This window comes from Pantoea sp. BS_8, from assembly GCF_041954965.1.
GTDB lineage: Bacteria > Pseudomonadota > Gammaproteobacteria > Enterobacterales > Enterobacteriaceae > Pantoea > Pantoea stewartii.
Map to the genome: position 1 here is coordinate 1 of NZ_JAVAXU010000016.1, position 16,424 is coordinate 16,424.

Annotated in this window: 19 protein-coding genes and 1 pseudogene; 6 read left to right on the forward strand and 14 right to left on the reverse strand. The window is 46.2% G+C overall.

Translation table 11 applies throughout. The features are described 5' to 3' along the window. The 3 genes and pseudogenes from RAC65_RS20550 to RAC65_RS20560 form a co-directional block, all read left to right on the forward strand. A pseudogene (locus RAC65_RS20550) lies at positions 1-282 on the forward strand (hypothetical protein); the annotation flags it as partial. A gap of 116 nt (positions 283-398) precedes the next feature. Next, positions 399-860: a hypothetical protein gene (locus RAC65_RS20555; protein ID WP_375097165.1), complete on the forward strand. Its 462-nt coding sequence runs from the start codon at positions 399-401 to the stop codon at positions 858-860. Positions 861-915: 55 nt separating this feature from the next. Continuing rightward, on the forward strand, positions 916-1,158 hold the full coding sequence (locus RAC65_RS20560; protein WP_022622234.1) for a DNA polymerase III subunit theta: 243 nt from the start codon (positions 916-918) through the stop codon (positions 1,156-1,158). 161 nt (positions 1,159-1,319) lie between these two features. Here RAC65_RS20560 and RAC65_RS20565 read toward each other — a convergent pair whose 3' ends face one another. The 12 genes from RAC65_RS20565 to RAC65_RS20620 all read right to left on the reverse strand — a co-directional run bounded on the left by RAC65_RS20565 (position 1,320) and on the right by RAC65_RS20620 (position 10,521). Then, a complete protein-coding gene (locus RAC65_RS20565) occupies positions 1,320-2,477 on the reverse strand; it encodes a lysogenic conversion protein (protein ID WP_375097166.1) in 1,158 nt (385 codons plus the stop codon). Between the two features lie 45 nt (positions 2,478-2,522). Continuing rightward, positions 2,523-3,785, reverse strand: coding sequence for a translesion error-prone DNA polymerase V subunit UmuC (gene umuC, locus RAC65_RS20570; protein ID WP_375097167.1), 1,263 nt, complete (start codon positions 3,783-3,785; stop codon positions 2,523-2,525). Beyond that, positions 3,785-4,210: a translesion error-prone DNA polymerase V autoproteolytic subunit gene (gene umuD / locus RAC65_RS20575; RefSeq protein ID WP_022622231.1), complete on the reverse strand. Its 426-nt coding sequence runs from the start codon at positions 4,208-4,210 to the stop codon at positions 3,785-3,787. The genes umuC and umuD overlap by 1 nt, the downstream gene beginning before the upstream one ends. Before the next feature lie 770 nt (positions 4,211-4,980). Continuing rightward, entirely contained in the window at positions 4,981-5,697 is a 717-nt protein-coding gene (locus RAC65_RS20580) for an SAM-dependent DNA methyltransferase (RefSeq protein ID WP_375097168.1), read from the reverse strand. A 137-nt stretch (positions 5,698-5,834) separates the two neighbouring features. Further along, positions 5,835-6,782, reverse strand: a complete 948-nt coding sequence (locus tag RAC65_RS20585) for a DUF1281 domain-containing protein (protein ID WP_375097169.1) — start codon at positions 6,780-6,782, stop codon at positions 5,835-5,837. Between the two features lie 93 nt (positions 6,783-6,875). Continuing rightward, on the reverse strand, positions 6,876-7,856 hold the full coding sequence (locus RAC65_RS20590; protein WP_259019241.1) for an ArdC family protein: 981 nt from the start codon (positions 7,854-7,856) through the stop codon (positions 6,876-6,878). Positions 7,857-7,929: 73 nt separating this feature from the next. Next, a complete protein-coding gene (locus tag RAC65_RS20595) occupies positions 7,930-8,541 on the reverse strand; it encodes a hypothetical protein (RefSeq protein ID WP_375097170.1) in 612 nt (203 codons plus the stop codon). Positions 8,542-8,613: 72 nt separating this feature from the next. Continuing rightward, the gene (locus RAC65_RS20600; protein WP_028724191.1) at positions 8,614-8,922 is read right to left on the reverse strand and encodes a hypothetical protein; all 309 of its coding nucleotides are present in this window, start codon (positions 8,920-8,922) and stop codon (positions 8,614-8,616) included. A gap of 110 nt (positions 8,923-9,032) precedes the next feature. Then, positions 9,033-9,350 carry a hypothetical protein gene (locus RAC65_RS20605; RefSeq protein WP_375097171.1) on the reverse strand — a complete coding sequence of 106 codons (318 nt, stop codon included), beginning with the start codon at positions 9,348-9,350 and terminating at the stop codon, positions 9,033-9,035. Positions 9,351-9,447: 97 nt separating this feature from the next. After that, on the reverse strand, positions 9,448-9,630 hold the full coding sequence (locus RAC65_RS20610) for a hypothetical protein (RefSeq protein ID WP_375097172.1): 183 nt from the start codon (positions 9,628-9,630) through the stop codon (positions 9,448-9,450). Positions 9,631-9,641: 11 nt separating this feature from the next. After that, positions 9,642-10,016: a hypothetical protein gene (locus RAC65_RS20615; protein ID WP_375097173.1), complete on the reverse strand. Its 375-nt coding sequence runs from the start codon at positions 10,014-10,016 to the stop codon at positions 9,642-9,644. Between the two features lie 88 nt (positions 10,017-10,104). Further along, positions 10,105-10,521, reverse strand: coding sequence for a hypothetical protein (locus RAC65_RS20620; RefSeq protein ID WP_375097174.1), 417 nt, complete (start codon positions 10,519-10,521; stop codon positions 10,105-10,107). A 688-nt stretch (positions 10,522-11,209) separates the two neighbouring features. On the opposite strand from RAC65_RS20620, the gene RAC65_RS20625 reads away from it, so the two are divergent. Together RAC65_RS20625 and RAC65_RS20630 are read left to right on the forward strand one after the other, a co-directional pair. Next, positions 11,210-12,214, forward strand: a complete 1,005-nt coding sequence (locus RAC65_RS20625) for a nucleotidyltransferase (protein WP_375097175.1) — start codon at positions 11,210-11,212, stop codon at positions 12,212-12,214. Then, positions 12,214-13,128 carry an S-4TM family putative pore-forming effector gene (locus RAC65_RS20630; RefSeq protein WP_375097176.1) on the forward strand — a complete coding sequence of 305 codons (915 nt, stop codon included), beginning with the start codon at positions 12,214-12,216 and terminating at the stop codon, positions 13,126-13,128. Before RAC65_RS20625 ends, RAC65_RS20630 begins: the two co-directional genes overlap by 1 nt. A gap of 99 nt (positions 13,129-13,227) precedes the next feature. Here RAC65_RS20630 and RAC65_RS20635 read toward each other — a convergent pair whose 3' ends face one another. Further along, entirely contained in the window at positions 13,228-14,106 is an 879-nt protein-coding gene (locus RAC65_RS20635) for an integrase domain-containing protein (protein ID WP_375097177.1), read from the reverse strand. 974 nt (positions 14,107-15,080) lie between these two features. Beyond that, on the reverse strand, positions 15,081-15,947 hold the full coding sequence (locus RAC65_RS20640) for a hypothetical protein (RefSeq protein ID WP_375097178.1): 867 nt from the start codon (positions 15,945-15,947) through the stop codon (positions 15,081-15,083). A gap of 237 nt (positions 15,948-16,184) precedes the next feature. On the opposite strand from RAC65_RS20640, the gene RAC65_RS20645 reads away from it, so the two are divergent. Further along, the gene (locus RAC65_RS20645) at positions 16,185-16,403 is read left to right on the forward strand and encodes a hypothetical protein (protein WP_375097179.1); all 219 of its coding nucleotides are present in this window, start codon (positions 16,185-16,187) and stop codon (positions 16,401-16,403) included. Positions 16,404-16,424: the final 21 nt, after the last annotated feature.

The following is a 16,424-nucleotide window of genomic DNA, read 5'->3' on the forward strand; positions in this document are numbered from 1 at the left end:
TTGGCACAAAATATCGCTATGGTTGAATTTGTCATGCAATACATCAGAGCCAGTGAAAGCAATGAAAAATTAATGAGCATTCATAACCTCCCCACTAAGGAGTGTTCTTATTCATTCATCTATAACACTCATACAAATTTTTACGGCATATTAACTGAAAGTTATATGAGCAGAGTTGATTTAAAAGAATTCGACCAGCTTGAGACCGCACTGGCCTATCTTCAGAGCATATCGAATACGGATATTGTGAATGAGCCTGACGCGCTTCCACATCACGATTAATCCTGAAAAAGAAAATCAATACGAAGAGGCCCCTGATGGTCTTTATAAGAAAAAAAACACTCGTAAATAATGAAATAAAAGCTCTGCCCTCACCGGGTGTGAATGCTCATGAAATAATGTGCCGGCGAGCAGAACGATTTCTGCGCAGCAACGGATTCCCCGTTACGCTCGGCGACGGATTTCGTGCATGGAGTAATTCCGGGGAGTTACCCGACGCTATTGGATTTCGCAATGGTGCATCATGCCTGATCGAGTGTAAGTGCTCCAGAGCTGACTTTCTGGCTGACCGGAAAAAGCCGTTTCGCATCGCCCCCGAAACGGGTCTGGGCGACTGGCGTTTTTATCTGTCTGAACCCGGCATAATCACTGTTGCAGATTTGCCCCCGGGCTGGGGACTGCTTTATCTCCGTGGTCGTCAGGTCCTTAAAGTCCTCGGCTGGCCGGGTAATGCCCAGTGGCTTTCCGAAAAACCCTTTAAAGCCAATAAACAGGCTGAGTGCGACTTTTTGTACAGTGCATTAAGACGCAGCCTTGACCGGATTGAGCTCCCAGACACCATGCACCATGTGACGCCATAGGCTTAAACTAAACAGCGCACCTTTCCTGATATACTTCTGTCAGGGAGGACTTCATATGTCGCACAACATAGCAGCAAAAAGCAAAGAGGAACGTGATAAGGTCAACGTGGATCTGGCCGCATCAGGAGTTGCTTATAAAGAACGCATGAATCTGCCGGTGATTCCTTCGGAAGTCGAGAGACAGCAACCGGAAGAGCTACAGGAATACTTCAGACAAAGGCTTCAGCACTACCGAAACGAGGCCTTGAAGTTTCCGCGTGGTACGGACCCTGTCTATCAGAAAGAGGATGGAAAATAGTGTATAAACCAAAAACATGTCCCTTTTGCAATTTCTATGGCATCAGGAAAAATCCAAACGGAAAATGGTCCTGCGATAAATGCGGACTCGAATGGGCACCTGAACAGGATAAACGCGAAACCCCGTAGGTACGGGGTTATTATTTTTTGCCAGTTGCTAAATCAATCTCGTAAAAATTCACCTTCATGATAGTCAATATTAACTGTTATCGTAGAAATGACTGGGCCGGACCAAAAAGGTAGGTTGTTCCTATTGCAATAATCCATTCGTCTCATGTGGAAATAATATTGACGTTCAATCCACTCAAGAGTTTCAAAGTATTTATTTATAACCAAAAATTCGAATTCAAGTTGGTCCAAATACGTAAGCCATTGCTGATGATTTATCATCAAGCCAAGACTGTTGATGTAGTCAGGTGCATGTCCGGATGATGTATACACCCTTTTTTGATTCTTGTAGCCTTTCATTGTTACTCCATCGTAACTTGTCAGCAAATCATCAATCATCCTTGACCATGGGCAGCTCCTGTCTATAGCGCCATTTCGAATTTGAACATCCCTTCCCATCGTCCCATGTTTGAGCATTTCTTTGATGATTGCCTCTAGGTAATTTGTTGTTGTACCGAGACTTTTATTTGATGAGTCTACTGGCCAACCTATTACGTACGGATCAACATAGCCAGGCGTGTTATAGCTCCACGTTTCATATTTAGGCATCATCAGGTACTTAGCGCAATCAGCCAGTCCTGGCGCATTGCCCCCCAACGTGTAAGACCCTATATCCTTACCAGACGCTTTTGTACCAGGATATAATGTCAGTTTTTCATTCCGGTTAACTGATTCAAGTAGCTTCCTTTCTTTCTCTGTTGAAGGCCCATTGGGTAACAAATTATCTTTATCTGAGCACTTACCCTGTAACAAAACGGCGCGTACTCTTTTATAACTATTTTGGCTGTTGAATTCATTGAAAATAAACAAAAGGTCTGCCAGCTCACAATTCAGGACTTCATTTTTGTAAAATTTAAAGTTTGGCTGTGTAGCATTGCTGCTGATTGAGGATGAATTGTTATACACACGCTTGTAATGGCTTACTGTAAATTCTGCCTGAGGCGTCCCATCAATCCAAACTGAGTTTGCGCTGACTTTGACATGAGGGTTGTTATTTAAGTATGTTTTTTTAACTTCAGATACAATGTAATCAAGATTTTCCACAGAATGAAGATTTCGTAGCCCCCACCGTTCAAGTGAGGCTTTTTTATTTTTTTTCTTGTTTAAATAAACCTTGCTCCAGTTCTCCCAGCTCAAAGGATTGGTCATCATATTCATTCCATAGAAATTTTCGAATAATCATCATATACGGATTGTCTAAAGCCTGGCGACAGGAATATCACTCCAGCGTGTGGTATAGGCTGGTGAAAGCATCTCTCGCTTCATCTGCCATGCCGGCGCTATTCCTCGGCCGGCAAACCAGATATTCCCCATCCCGGTCTGATTAATATGATCTATCACCTGCATCAGAGGCTTACTGTTAGCTCTGGGTTGAACTTCGTCAAAGAGGTTGAGCTGGGCAACACCTGAGGGAGTGAAGTCGTTCAGCATAACGCCTGCTTTGGCATAGCGATGGCCGCTTATCCACACCCGATCAAGTGCTCTCATTGCAGCCTCTATAATGTCTCTGGAATCCTGACTGGGCGACATAAGCGTCTCTGAAGCCACGTTACCATAGTAAGTCTCCCCGGGCGAAAAAGGTGAGGTTTTGATGAATGCACAAACCTGTCTGCAGTATTGTTTTTCCCCTCTTAATTTAACGGCCGCGCGTTCGGCATGCTGACAGATTGCCTGCCTCATGTGTTCATACTCGGTGACCCTTTCGCCGAACGAACGGGAGCACACGATCTGCTGCTTAGCCGGCGGTGCCTCTTCCAGACTGATACAGCTCTCGCCGTTCAGCTCGCGCACCGTTCGCTCCAGTACCACGCTGAAGTGTTTACGGATCATTGCAGGATTGGCACGGGAGAGCTCCAGTGCGGTTGTAATTCCCATGCTGTTCAGTTTTTTGGCAATGCGTCTGCCGACCCCCCAGACCTCCTCAACGGGCTGGCGGGCCAGCATTTTCTCTGCACGGACGTGCGACGTGATGGCCAGCACACCACCAAACTGGGGCCACTCCTTGCTGCTCCACTGGGCTGATTTTGCAAGCGTTTTGGTTTTGCCTATACCGACTCCAACCGTAAGGCCGGTATGTTCACGCACACTGCGCCGGACTTCGCGGCCAAACGTCTCGAAGTCCGTGCAAAAATCGATTCCACGTACGTCCAGAAACATCTCATCAATCGAATACTGTTCCACGCGAGGTGACAGAGCCTCTAAAACGCTCATTACCCTGTTCGACATCGAGGCGTATAACGCATAGTTAGAGCTAAACGCATGAATTTTAACAGGTAAATTTTCGTTTTTAATCTTAAACCAGGGTTCACCCATTCGTACAAATTTTTTACTTTCAGCACTACGGGCGATGACGCAACCATCGTTGTTACTCAGGACGACGACAGCCTGGTTACGCAAATCAGGTCTGAAGACTTTTTCACAGCTCGCATAAAAGCTGTTGACGTCCACAATGGCGAACATTACTCACCCCGGGTTTTATGAATAAACGAGGTGACCACGCCGAAAATCTGTAGCGTTTCCGGATCGGGATATATGGGAGGAAAGGAAGGATTCATGGGTTGAAGCGTCAGCCTGGGGCGGAGCAGCAGGCGTTTAACGGTAAACTCACCCTCAATCTCAGCAATGACTATGTCGCCGTGCCGGGGAGATTCGGCCTTATCGACCACCATTAAATCACCGCTGTTGAGACCAATGTCTGTCATAGACTGTCCGGAGGCGCGGACAAAAAACGTGGCTGCAGGACGCATGACACAATATTCGTTGAGGTCTAACTCGCGCTCAACATAATCCTGAGCAGGGCTGGGAAAACCTGCCTGACAGGTTTCGAGGAAAAGTGGTGCAGCTATCGAGATCGGGGATAGCGGGTATTTGTATAAAGTGAGCATGTCATGGTACCTCCCTTTTTTACTGTTTATATATACAGTATTATCGAGTAACTGCTCGACAGTCAACGAAGCTCAGGTAGGATTTTTGTATGCCCCTGATATGCGAAAAAAAATAGCGAGACGGTGACAAAAGTGACAGAACAACTTTTAAACAGACAGGGAATGTTTGAAAAAACAGCGGTCGATCATTAATCGCAATATTTTCTCAGAATGGTTGACAGGACGTGCGGCCTTATAAGACGCGGCCTAGGAAAAGCCGCAGAAAATACAACCCCTGCAGACATCATTTTTTCCTGTTGCCCGCCGCCAGCAAAATACTAGAATAAGCCAATATGATGTGGTTACCTGCGATGAAGGTAACAACATGTAGGCTGAGGCTGAAAATGAGAGGATTCAAAATGGAAATAAAAAAGGCCAAAAGCACTGCAATGCCTTTAGCCTTTCGCACACCAGAAGGTGTTTTTTGTCAGAAGTGAATCCATGGCTGAACTGCACTACTGAATGTTGACGACGTCATTGTAGAGGCAGATTCGGCTCCATGTAAAGTGATCATATGGGAACAAAATAATGATCAAGAATCTGTTTTTTGACCGTAACGGGAATGCAAAACCGTTCGTTGTTCCATTGGTTTGGATCAGCAGAATTGCCTTAAGCTCGCTATTTAAGTGGCTTCTGGAGCGTTTTATTAAGTAGTAAAAAAGGGGGCAAATGCCCCCTTTTGTCTGTAAATTAAAGCTCTCATTTGATTATCAGACTGCCGCTTGTTTCCGTCATGCAGCCTCTTCACTCTGCTTGTCGGGCTTTTTGACATGCTTCTGCAGTCGTCCTGACCATCCCTCTAAGTAATGTACCGGCGTAAGCAGAACGCGTCGCCGTTCGTCACATAATGCGTTCCCTATAACAACCTCGCCGGGTATACCGCAAAGCGACAGCTGGATATAGGCCATGCCCGCCGCCAGCGGGTCGATGTCGGTTACCGACACCCACAGATACCGGTGAGGTGAATAACCTGCCTGCCGGAGCATGCTGGCAAATGCGAGCGTCATTGCACCTGCGCCGCAGGCCGGTTCAGCAAAAGTGATAAACGGCTTGTCTCTGAACACCTCTTCAGGCTTGCTGAGTTGCGCGCCGAACTGCAGCTGCGCCATCAACAGCGCCACGCTCCACGGAGTAAAATACTGCTCTTTGTCTTTGTCACCGAGCTCCAGCAGCATGTAAATGCGTCCGAGAAAGTCACAAATCTTTTCTTCCAGGCCGTTCACTACACAGGCCAGCAGTCTGGCCATCGATAAAACGTCCTCTTTTTTGTATCTGGCCACGATGGCCATGTATTTCTTTTCACGTTTATCACAGAACTGCAGTCCATTCTGAATCGCAATAACGCTGCAGCTGATGAAGTCGGTAAACACCTGAAGACGCCGGGTGCCCCGGGCGATGGAGTTGAACAGGGAGATGAACTCTTTCTCATGGTCGGTACGGATGCTCATGCGTGTTTCCTCATTAAAAAGGGGGAACACGCCCCGTAAGGGAAACGATGTTCCCCCTTCGGGTGAAAAAGCGGCCACAGCAGATGCTGTGGCCATTGTCTGACAGACCTGAGATACCGGTCTGTCGGTTGGTAACGTCATGCGCGAACGCCGGCGTAATGTGCAACGGCCGGAGTGGCAGGAGCACCTCCTTCAGCACTGAACTGATACAGACGGGCTCCTTCACTCACAGGATACTGCACCTCATCCTCCGGATAAGGGCCGCTGTCGACGTGGTCACCGCGGTCAAAACAGTTATAACCCGACGTGCCGGCATCCGGAGACAGCCAGTAGTGACGGATTTCACATTCAAACTTCTGCGACATCTGCCCCATGACTTCCGCCGACGGCGGATACCAGGGAGAAGAGAACGTCAGCTTCAGTGACCCGATATCGTCACGACTACACTCCAGCCGGTGCCCCGCCGGAAACTCCGTCCCGAAGAGCTGGGTATAGAGTTCTGATGTGGTGTTGAGGCCACTGAACAGACCGCTGTCCCCGTTGAGCTCGGTGGCCAGACGTGACGGCATCACCATCAGCATGTCACACGGACAGGTTGTGTCCGGTTTTATACTGAGCCACTCCCAGCGCTCCTGCGGGTCAAACTGACCGCCCGCAGAGGCGACGCCAAACCAGTCGGCGTAATGAACGGCCATAAGCCGGGAGATGGTCTGGCGGGCTGCATGAGGGATACTTTCCCACTTAATGTCGCCGATGCCGGACTGAACCCAGATTTTGTCCATTCGCGAGAGCGTTTTGCCGTCAAGCCAGGCATCCTTCTCAAGCAGTTCCAGGAAATGCTGAAACGCCTGGTTGGGTGATGTGCCGACGCCGGTGCCTGATGAAACCAGCTCCGGATAAGCACGATATTCCGTTGCCTTGACGGGTTTGAGCATACCGGCACAGCCGGCGAGAAACAGCTTTATGGCCTGCCGTATGGCGTGGCGGTAAAGCGGCGCTTCAGTGCCGTTAATCCACGACTGCATGACATCGATGCAGCCAGACTTACCGGTAATTTCCAGACGGTTTTTGCACCATGAAAACATCGTTGTACTCCTCTTCTACGTTTAAAAAAGAGGGCATCTCCCTGAGGAGAGTGCCCTCAGGGGGATGATGGCGACTGACGTCGCCGGGGTTAATTACGCTGCTTCGCTCCGGGTTTCACCCAGCGGCTTCAGCAGGTATTCCGATGCTTCCCGGGCAAACCGGCAGGCACGGAAAAACGCCTTTTTGTCATTACGTAAAACGCTGAGCCAGCCGTTCAGGTAGCTCTCGTGCTGTACCTCACCAAAAATGCCGAGATGTGCACAGAGAAATGCACTGCCGGTTTCCGCTATCAGCTCCTCAAAAGCGTAAACGGGGTCACCGAACTCTCTTGATGAGGAGGTTATCCCCTCACGATCGAGGCGGCTGCGATGGCCGGTCGCGTGCACCAGTTCGTGCAGCAGCGTGGACCAGTAGTCTTCAGGTGAACGAAACTGTGAAGTTGTAGGCAACACAATCCGATCTGCCCCCGGGCTGTAATACGCCCGGTTCTGCCGGTGAGAAGAGCACTTCACGCCGGTTGCGTTGAGTATCTCCAGAACCTGTTGCTGCTGTCCGGTTGAGAAACCCTCAGGGGGAGTATCCGGTTGCATCATCGTGGGGGCATACACCTTATCGGGTAGCCCTTCACACTGCGCAACGTTGAACAGCTGCAGGGGTTTCATCATGGCCAGCTTTTCCATCACCGGCACGCCGTCCCTGAACACCGGACTGTCATTGCCGTCGCGGAGCTGCTTTTCAAACGGTTTGAAGATGATGGCCATTGAGCTGCGCTCGCCTTTTCTGACCTGTCCGCCGGCAGCCTTTGCCTGCTGATACGTGAGCCAGCGATCGGCGCCGTAACCCGCTTCCTCTGCAGCCATCCACAGCAGTGGCACGTTGACGCCGCTGTAGTGTCTGCCCGTGACGGCGTTGACCGGCAGCCCGCTGCCGTAGACCTTCTGCGCAGAACGCCATGGCCGACGCCAGGGCGGCACGCCGTTTTCCAGCGCGATGATGATTTTGTCGGTGACCTGCTGATAAAGGTCAGTCTGTTGTTCCGTTGTGGCCTTACGGCCGGCAGTTTTTTTCTTCATGGGATGCGCCTCTAAAAAAACGGCGCATCTGTCCCGGTGGCGGACAGTGCGCCACCGGTGAGTGGGAAAAATGTTATGAGTAAAAACGTAACGATCCGTCTGATGAAATCTGGCTGATACGCTTGCGAACATCCTGCACAGCGCTGGCCAGCATCTGCCGGTCAGAGGGTTTAGCCCGCCTTGAATCGAGCCGGATAACCCTGTCGAGCACATTCAGCGCCTGTGAACGCCAGCTCAGGCGTTCCGCATTACCGACGCAGGAATGGAAGTGGCGTAAGGACTGGTCGTAAAGCCATGAGATCCTCTCACGGTAAATGCCGACAGGAAGATAAATCTTCTCAGGCTCACCTGTTTCGGCAAAGACCCTGACGGCACCCGGAGTCTGGCAAATGAAGGAGATAATCAGGTCCTGATGCTCATTCAAAACTGCGTCACAGGCGTTCTGACTCAGGTCAAACTGATGAGAAAAGGTTTCATCGGCTATCAGGCTCTCGGAAAGCTTACGCCATCCGTCATCTGACAAGGGATTACATCCTTCAGCCCAGGCCAGCGGGATGGTTACAAGCCTTCTGGAGTCAGGGCGGTGGAGACAGATACCGTTGTTTTTTTCGAGTATCACCGGGCCTCTTAAGCCCCGGTTGAGAGACAGAACTGGACGAAGCTGAGTGGAGGTGAAACGTATCATAGTGGCTCCTTAAAAAAGGAGGTGACCTCCCCGGGAGGGAAGGTCCCTCCGGGAAGTGTCATTCAGTTAACATCAGTCAAAGCGGTAGCGAAGTTCCGCCATCTGCTGCGCCATCAGCCGACCGGCCCTGAGGGCCTTACGGGCCGTTGCGTACGTACCGGCACCCGGTAACTGGTCAACACGCCAGTCACGCTGAGTGAAGCCGGTGCGACGGGAGATGACGGGCGTAAACCCGTTCTCTGTCGGCACGACGTCTGCCTTAAAGCTGCAGCGGCCGCTGCGGTTGGTAAACCACTCTGCCTGCTGTTGCTGCAGGTTGCCGGCAAGCCGGTTAAGTGCGCCTGAAAGGCGGGTGATAAGTGAAAGCATTATACTGCTCATGGTTTTCTCCTGATTAAGCGCGGAGAAAACCACCGCCGCTGTGGCGGGGAGGTTGTCCCCGCGCGGGTTAAAGCCTTTATCAGAAACTGACTCAGGCCGGTGGTTAACAGTTAACCGAAATGACGGTAATAGACGTTATCTGCATCGTCCGGATTAAAACCCCGGCTCGCAGCAACGGTTATATATGTGCGCCCGCAACGAGGGTGCGCACGATGTCTGAAATGGTGCTCAAAGCGTTTACCGGGCAACAGGCCTGACGTGGTTTCCCAGGTCGACATGTACTGCCAGATTTCGCCGTCATAATCAGCGACGGTAGGCTCTGAAAGTGAGCGGTTGAGCTTATGGCGCGCCAGTTTTTTCCACATGCGGTGCCATTCACTGCTGTCACGTTTAACGTATAAACAGTATTCAGATTCCAGTGTGTTCATCGAAAAATCCCCTTCAGATAAAAGGAGGATTTGTCTCCGCAGGGAGATAAATCCCCGCAAGGGTTAGTGAGTCATATCAGTCAGCTCTTTGATGTATTCAAGACTTCATCAGTTCGCTGATTTCTTTAACCTGATAAAGGTCATAAAAATCGCCATGCTTAATACCCAAAGAGCGGCACGCAGCGCGGACTTCGCTTTCTGTAACACGATCAGGGATGATGTCACATTCAACGCACCATTCAGCGATTAGACACAATTCAGTGTTGTTAAATAGTTCCATAATCAAGCACCTCAGCTGCAACCGTAGCGCTCTTGCTCACGTAAGTCATACATGAAGCCCTCTTCGTCTCTAACGGCGCTGTTGAAAAAAAACGTCCAGGCTGCTTCATCAATGTTTCTGGCCATGTGGCAGAGGATTTCAAAAAAAGACTGCCATGATGCCGGCACGAGTTCGCGTACAGACAGCTCGGCCAAGTCCCGGGCAACGTCAGCCATTTCCCAGACATAGTATGGAAAACCGTCTTCATCGGTACTGGTGTTAAGACCAAGGCGACGATGCGCTGCAATAATCAGCAGGTCACCTTCTGCTTTGGCCAGTGCAACTTTGTAAGCGTCACGTTCGGCGGCACTGATTTGAAAATCTTCGTTAAGAGTTAATGCGTTCATAAAGGATTCCTTAAATCATTGGGGAACCCTGCCCCTGACGGGGACAGAAGTCCCGTTAGGGTGAGAAACAGTTCGGTTAATAAGGCGGTCAGACGATGTCAGAAGCATCAGCGCTCTGATAAAACATTGCACGCAGTTGCTCTGTAGCGTTGTCCAGCTCTTTGTCCTCTCGGGACCGGGTAGCGCCCTCATAAAAAGCCGCATTCCAGTGAAGACTGTGAACACTTGTCCCCAAAAGAGTAAGCTCGTTCACTGCCTGTTCGGTAAAGGCATGTCTGATGTATCCATGCTCAGTCGCAAAACCAACTGCGAGCGCGACATGTCTCAGAAAAGTAAGGTAGTCCGGAAGGCCGTCAGCAGGAACCTGTGGATCTGCATCGACCACGAGTCTGTAATCCAGACGCACGTTAAGCTGAGTTTTTACGTAATCCACCAAGATTTTTGCTGAAGCTGGCGAGTCACAATTCAGTAACGTAAGAGGGTTGATCATTCTGGTGTAATGCATGGGTACGATTCCTTAATAAAAAGGGAACCGTCCCGGAGGGAAAGTATCCCTCAGGAGTGAGAATCAGGCACAGAATGCCAGATGAGTAAAACTGGTGTATGGGAGTGTGGTGCGAAGTAGAAAAGGACCTTAACCGCAGGGGTCTCTGTTTTCAAAGGTTAAACAGATTTGTTACCGCCCGAAAGCGCCATCTCTCAGGTAATGATGACATTGGCGTGTGATTACCCGAAGGCGTTCCTCTCAAATCACCGGAACATTGGCAGTTGTCGTGATGGCAACAGTTAGCACAAATATCGTACTGTAGGATTTATTCCTCCGCAAGCCTTGATAAGAATTATAGTCAGTAGCAGTTTGTACCAACTAATGAACCCATCGTAACAGCAATAAAATTTAGACCGGTATCAAGATATGAAGATACGATCCTGAAATGCACTAAAGAAGAAAATACATGCAAAACTGTTAAGAAAAACTGGATTTTCCTATAGGCAAAGGTTAGGATTAATCTCAACGAACTCTTCAGGGAAATTTATGTAATGAATGTAGCTGAAGTTGATCTTCGTGAAATAAAATAAAATTTTTCATTATCTTCAGAGACTTCTTTTGAACAGGGCATCACTGTTCTGAAAAAAACTCTTTAGAACTATCGGTTTAATTAAAAAATTATTTATAAAACCTCTAGGAAACATAAATGGCTTATGCAATCAGTTCTGCATTTAAGGACTTCATGAAAGATCAAGTCAATCTTGACTCTGAAGCAAGTAAAGATGGAAAAAGAAGTAGGAATTGGCTTGTAGATAATCAAATATTAAATTTCCCAGATAAGTACGATGATTTTCCAATCCTTCAACAAAGTCCGAAAATGTGGTTCGGCTCTTTTTCGAGGAAAACGAAAATTAGAGAACTTGATGACATTGATATGATGATTCTCATGCATGCGCAGGGTAGTAGCTATTCTGAGTATGGTGATACAATAATGCTCACGGCTGGGGCTGACTCTAAATTTAATAATTTTCTCGATGATACAAAACTTTGGATAAACTCTAGGCGAGTAGTAAACAGATTTGTATCGGCTTTGCAAAACGTACCTCAATATTCAAGCGCTGTAAGTAAACGTCAGGGCGAAGCAGCCACATTAAAATTGAGTTCATATACTTGGAATTTTGATATAGTACCAGCCTTTTCTACAGTGCCAGATGATCAAGGAAATAAATTTTTTCTCATCCCTGATGGTAATGGACACTGGAAAAAAACTGACCCACGTATAGATAAAGACAGAACGACGAGCATTAATCAAAAACATGGTGGTAAAGTATTAAACATTATTCGTTTAATTAAGTACTGGAAAAAGAAACGTGGCGTTCCCGCTATTGGTTCGTACCTTCTTGAGACTATAATGCTTAATCGTTATGACTCACTATTTGAAGATGGTATGAGCGAATATATTCCTCATGAATTTCCGCATGCACTTAGGTCACTCGCAGACGCAATATTGGGGCCAGTCTACGACCAGAAAAACTTTCAAGGCGATATTAATGGCCTGGAATGGGGTGACCAGTGGAAAATCAGGGAGTTGGCTTTAGAAGATGCAGTAAAAGCTGAACAGGCATCAAGTCAGGAATTCCTTGATCCAGAAAAAGCTGGCGAAATTTGGAAAGAAATTTTTGGTAAAAATTTTCCTGGAGCTGATGATTAATGAATAATTTCTTCGAAAAACAGAATGAACCATTGATGTTAAGATTACTTGCCGCACAACGATTCATATATTCAAAAGTAAAAATACTTCTTTGGTGGAGTTTTTGCTTAGGTGTGGTTGTACCATCATGCTTAACCTTTTTCTTCTTCATTCTAAGTTTCATACCTGGATTCACGTTTCCTTGGTTAAAAAGTTTTCTTACAGTTTATGGATTGGGATTCTTAATAATTAACAACTTCCTCCTGAACTATATAACAACGTGTAAAAAACAGGCTGCAAAGATTCAAGAAGAGTACGATACGCTGCTCTATGATATGCCCTGGAATGAAATTGTTGCCGAAAAAAAGGTAAGTGTATCTGATTCAGATAGCCCCGCACGATCATATCTGGAAAAAAATGGCGATTCATCACTTAAAAATTGGTATTTGAATTTCCCTATAAATGTAAACTCATTGATAATGAGGATGTTATGTCAAAGCAAAAATTTAGGATGGGACGCGAGACTAAAGAGAAAAACGTCATTTATTGTAACAATTATAATGGCTATTAATATCGCCCTTTTCAGTGTTTCAATGCTTTTCGCCAATCTGGAATTTCTTAAGTTTATAGCTTTTGTGGCTATAATTATGCCAATATATCAATTTTATCATCGTTTCGTTAATGAAAACAAAAAGGCTGCAGAGAAAGCTGATAGTTTGCGCGTAAAAGTTGAAAGCGCACTCCAAGAGCTCGTTGAGAAGAAAGTTATTGAAAATGAAAAGTTAGAAAAACTAACAAGGTCAATTCAAGATCAAATCTTCACTTACAGAGCTTCTGGTAACCCTGTGCCAGACTATATCCATAAATATTTTAGAGATTCAGATGAAGAAACCTATGATAGTATATTCAATACATACGCCTTAAAACTTCAGTAAATATATTCTCTATCAGCTCGTTCGCGTTTGTTAAATTAGCTCATAGAATATTTGAGTAGAGTAATCAGTGGATTGTCAGTGATTTAAAACGGACTTTTATCATTTTTTATTATAGATGCGAGCTACATAATGCCCCCGACCATCACCATGACCTAAATCCATTGAAGCCAGTGCTTCAGCCTCTTCAAGGCTGAAGCCATTTTCTTTATGTAACCTTATTACATCTTGAGTGTACGCATATCTTAGGCTGTGGGGAGCGAACTCTCCAAACAGACCGGCCTCTCTGACTACATTTCTGTATCGTTCAATCGCCAAGTGAATAGATGGTTTATCTATCAGTCTGTTATTGTTTTCTGAGGAGAACTTTATGGCTTTGTTTATAAAATCCAAGGTTTCCTGCCGATTTATAATAGTTGTTTCTCTGGGCCTTCCTCCCTTAGTGCCAAAAACGACACGGACTTTCTCTTCGCCATTTATTAATGCTTTCTTCCATGTCTGTAGTGATTTTACGGACTGAACAGTTTCCTCAGTTCTCAAACCTAAAAGGCGTGAAATTTTCATTGCACATGCTACGCCTTCATCCTTTTCACTGACAGATAAAAAAACTTTATTGAAATAATCATCCGTTATTGCTTTCTTTGTTCCATCACGACTTGTCCCAGAAATATTCAAAGCATCATTACTCAACTTCGGGTGATCTGGATCAGACATGAACGTTTTACCCGATACACGCAGTATTGCGCGTATCGCCGCCATTTCATTTTGGAGAGTACGTTTAGATATATTTTCCGCCAGACGGCTTCTAATATAAGTCTCTATGTGATTTGTCTTTATGTATTTAATGTCCCGAATTTGAATATTGAGACTGAACATTCTGTCTGCAAACCGGTCAGCAATTTTTGTACGGTCAGATACAGTTTTGAAACTTCCGCCCGCCTGGCGGGCAAGGGTTTTTAAATTTTTATTCAGCTTTGCCACAGACCACTCTCCATTCAATGAGGTGACAGAGCTTTTCCGTGCGTGTGAACGGAAAAGCTCTGTCACCGGCTGCACAACGATTACAGACGATAAAATTTCACCCCGACGGCACGGTTTATTTTGCGCTTCCTGCGTCTCGGCAGACATCTGTGCATCGGGGCGGCGAAATGTTGAGTTATTGCAAGGCTCCCCAGGTCTCTGACCTGTTCGCGGCTTTCGCCGGGCTGAAATGAATCAGTCTGCCTCCACACACCAGTTTTCTGGTGTCGCCATCGATATCGTGCCGATTTCTCCTTTTAAGTGGCGTTCATGTCTTTAGTAAGCGAATGAACGATAGGTTGAGAATCAATCAAAATTGAGATGAAAAACGTATTGAGGCCGTCAGAAAAACTTTAATACGTGTTGGTCAGTTGGTAGACCTTTCGTTGAAGGTACAGTGCGTAAGCGCTGTCCGTAATGCGCTGCGCGCGTCACTTGGTACTCGTTTCACTCGTACACAAGTGACGCCGCGCTCCTCTGCTTTCAATGCAAACGTGGAAGATGCCCAAATGTTCCAAATGGTCATACCCGCGTTGCAAAGTTCGCAGCAGCCCTTCAGCGTCAGTGCGTAAAGAAAAGTGAAAGCGATACGGCCGAAACCGTAATCAGAAAATGCCAGAAATGGCTTAGTAAAAGAAAGGACCTTTATCGCAACACGATCTTCGTTCTCAAAGGTTAAACGAAGTTACCGCCCGAAGGCTCCGTCTCTCAGGTCATGACGGTTTTGGCAGTGCAATCACCCGAAGGCGTCCCTCTCAGATTGCCGGGACATTGGCGTGTTGCAAAAGCAACGGTACAACGATCGGAATGTTAGATCGTTATGAGATCCATTTACAAGCTAAATGTCATAGATGAATGTGGGAAAAATACGGGAACAGCCCTGAAGGCAAACTGTTAAAAGACCCCTTACACTACTGACTTCACGTCTTTGGATTTTAAGATAGAAAGCGTGAGAGAAAATGTGGCACGTTCCCCCATGTTTTTGAGTAATCTAAATCGAATAATTGCTTTGCACATTCAGCACTTAGATGACTACAGGCATCTTCATAAAAGGATTCAACTGTTTTGTCATCAATGGTAATTTTTGAAACAGGAAATTCAATAATGCCAGTAGAAGAGCGATTAATTGCAACCCATTCCTCGCCTTCCATCTGATTGCCTGGGAGAGTGAGGTAAGAATACAATACATCTTCTATTGGTATATTGAAACTCAGAGAAATAGAGCCGTAACCGCCTTTCTTGTTAGTGTCGGTGAAAGAGTTTGCAACATCCATGTATAAAGGTATTGTTTCGCAACCAAGAATATTTGCTGATGCTTTGTAAAGCATCAATAAGCTATCATAGCTCATTCTGTCAATTCCGAATTGCGATATTCTGACTCTTTTACTTATACGGCGTGGTATTCCTTTGGGGGGGATCTCGCGCCTTAAATTAACATGAGTAACTCCTGCAGAGTTTAAAAGACTCTGTGTGTTTCCGTAAACTTCATTTAGCTCGGTAATGATTTCGCTTAATTGTGAATTACTGAGAGATTCTATCAAACCTTTAACATCGCTATCATTCCTATACCATGAATATATCCTGTCATTTTTAATGGGTAGTTTAGAATCTTTAAATAAAATTGAAATAAACTCAAGTAAAATTGCATATCCGTTTCTTTTTTGCTCACAAAAGCCTGTGATGAATTTATATTGCTGAACTTTACTCCCATAACCAATGCAAGCTGCAAGAATTTCGTTTTTTATGCGAATTTTTGAGTTAATCAGGTTTCTATCCAATTCAAAGGTTTTAAATGAGTTCATTTTCATTCCATTCTGGTTTATATAACGAGTCCGCTTATATATATCTTATTCATCTTACTTGCAGTGAGATAAATTTTGTAATCGATTGCGAAACTGTCCTGGCTCTGAGAAAGATGATTTTCACAGGCTCAGTTCTGAAAACCATAGCGCTGAGAGTTGTACAAAAACTTGCCAATCCAGCTGTCTTTAAAGTAATCTTGAAGCAGGGCAGTTCCCATAGTATCGGAGGCAAATTTCATGGCCAGCGACTGGAATGAAGAGCTTAATAAGTACGAGAATGGTCGCTCTGTTAGCGGAGACCTGAGCGATTCATTGAAGAGTGCGGCTAAAGTGCTTTCCTTTTTAGTTGCCAAGAAAAAGACATCATCTTTAGACCGTTTAAAACACGAGCAACAATTAAGAGATGAAAAGCTATTTGGTCGTGGTAAGCATGCCAATTGGTTTTCTGAAGACTAAAGCCGATACATCTGTATCGGC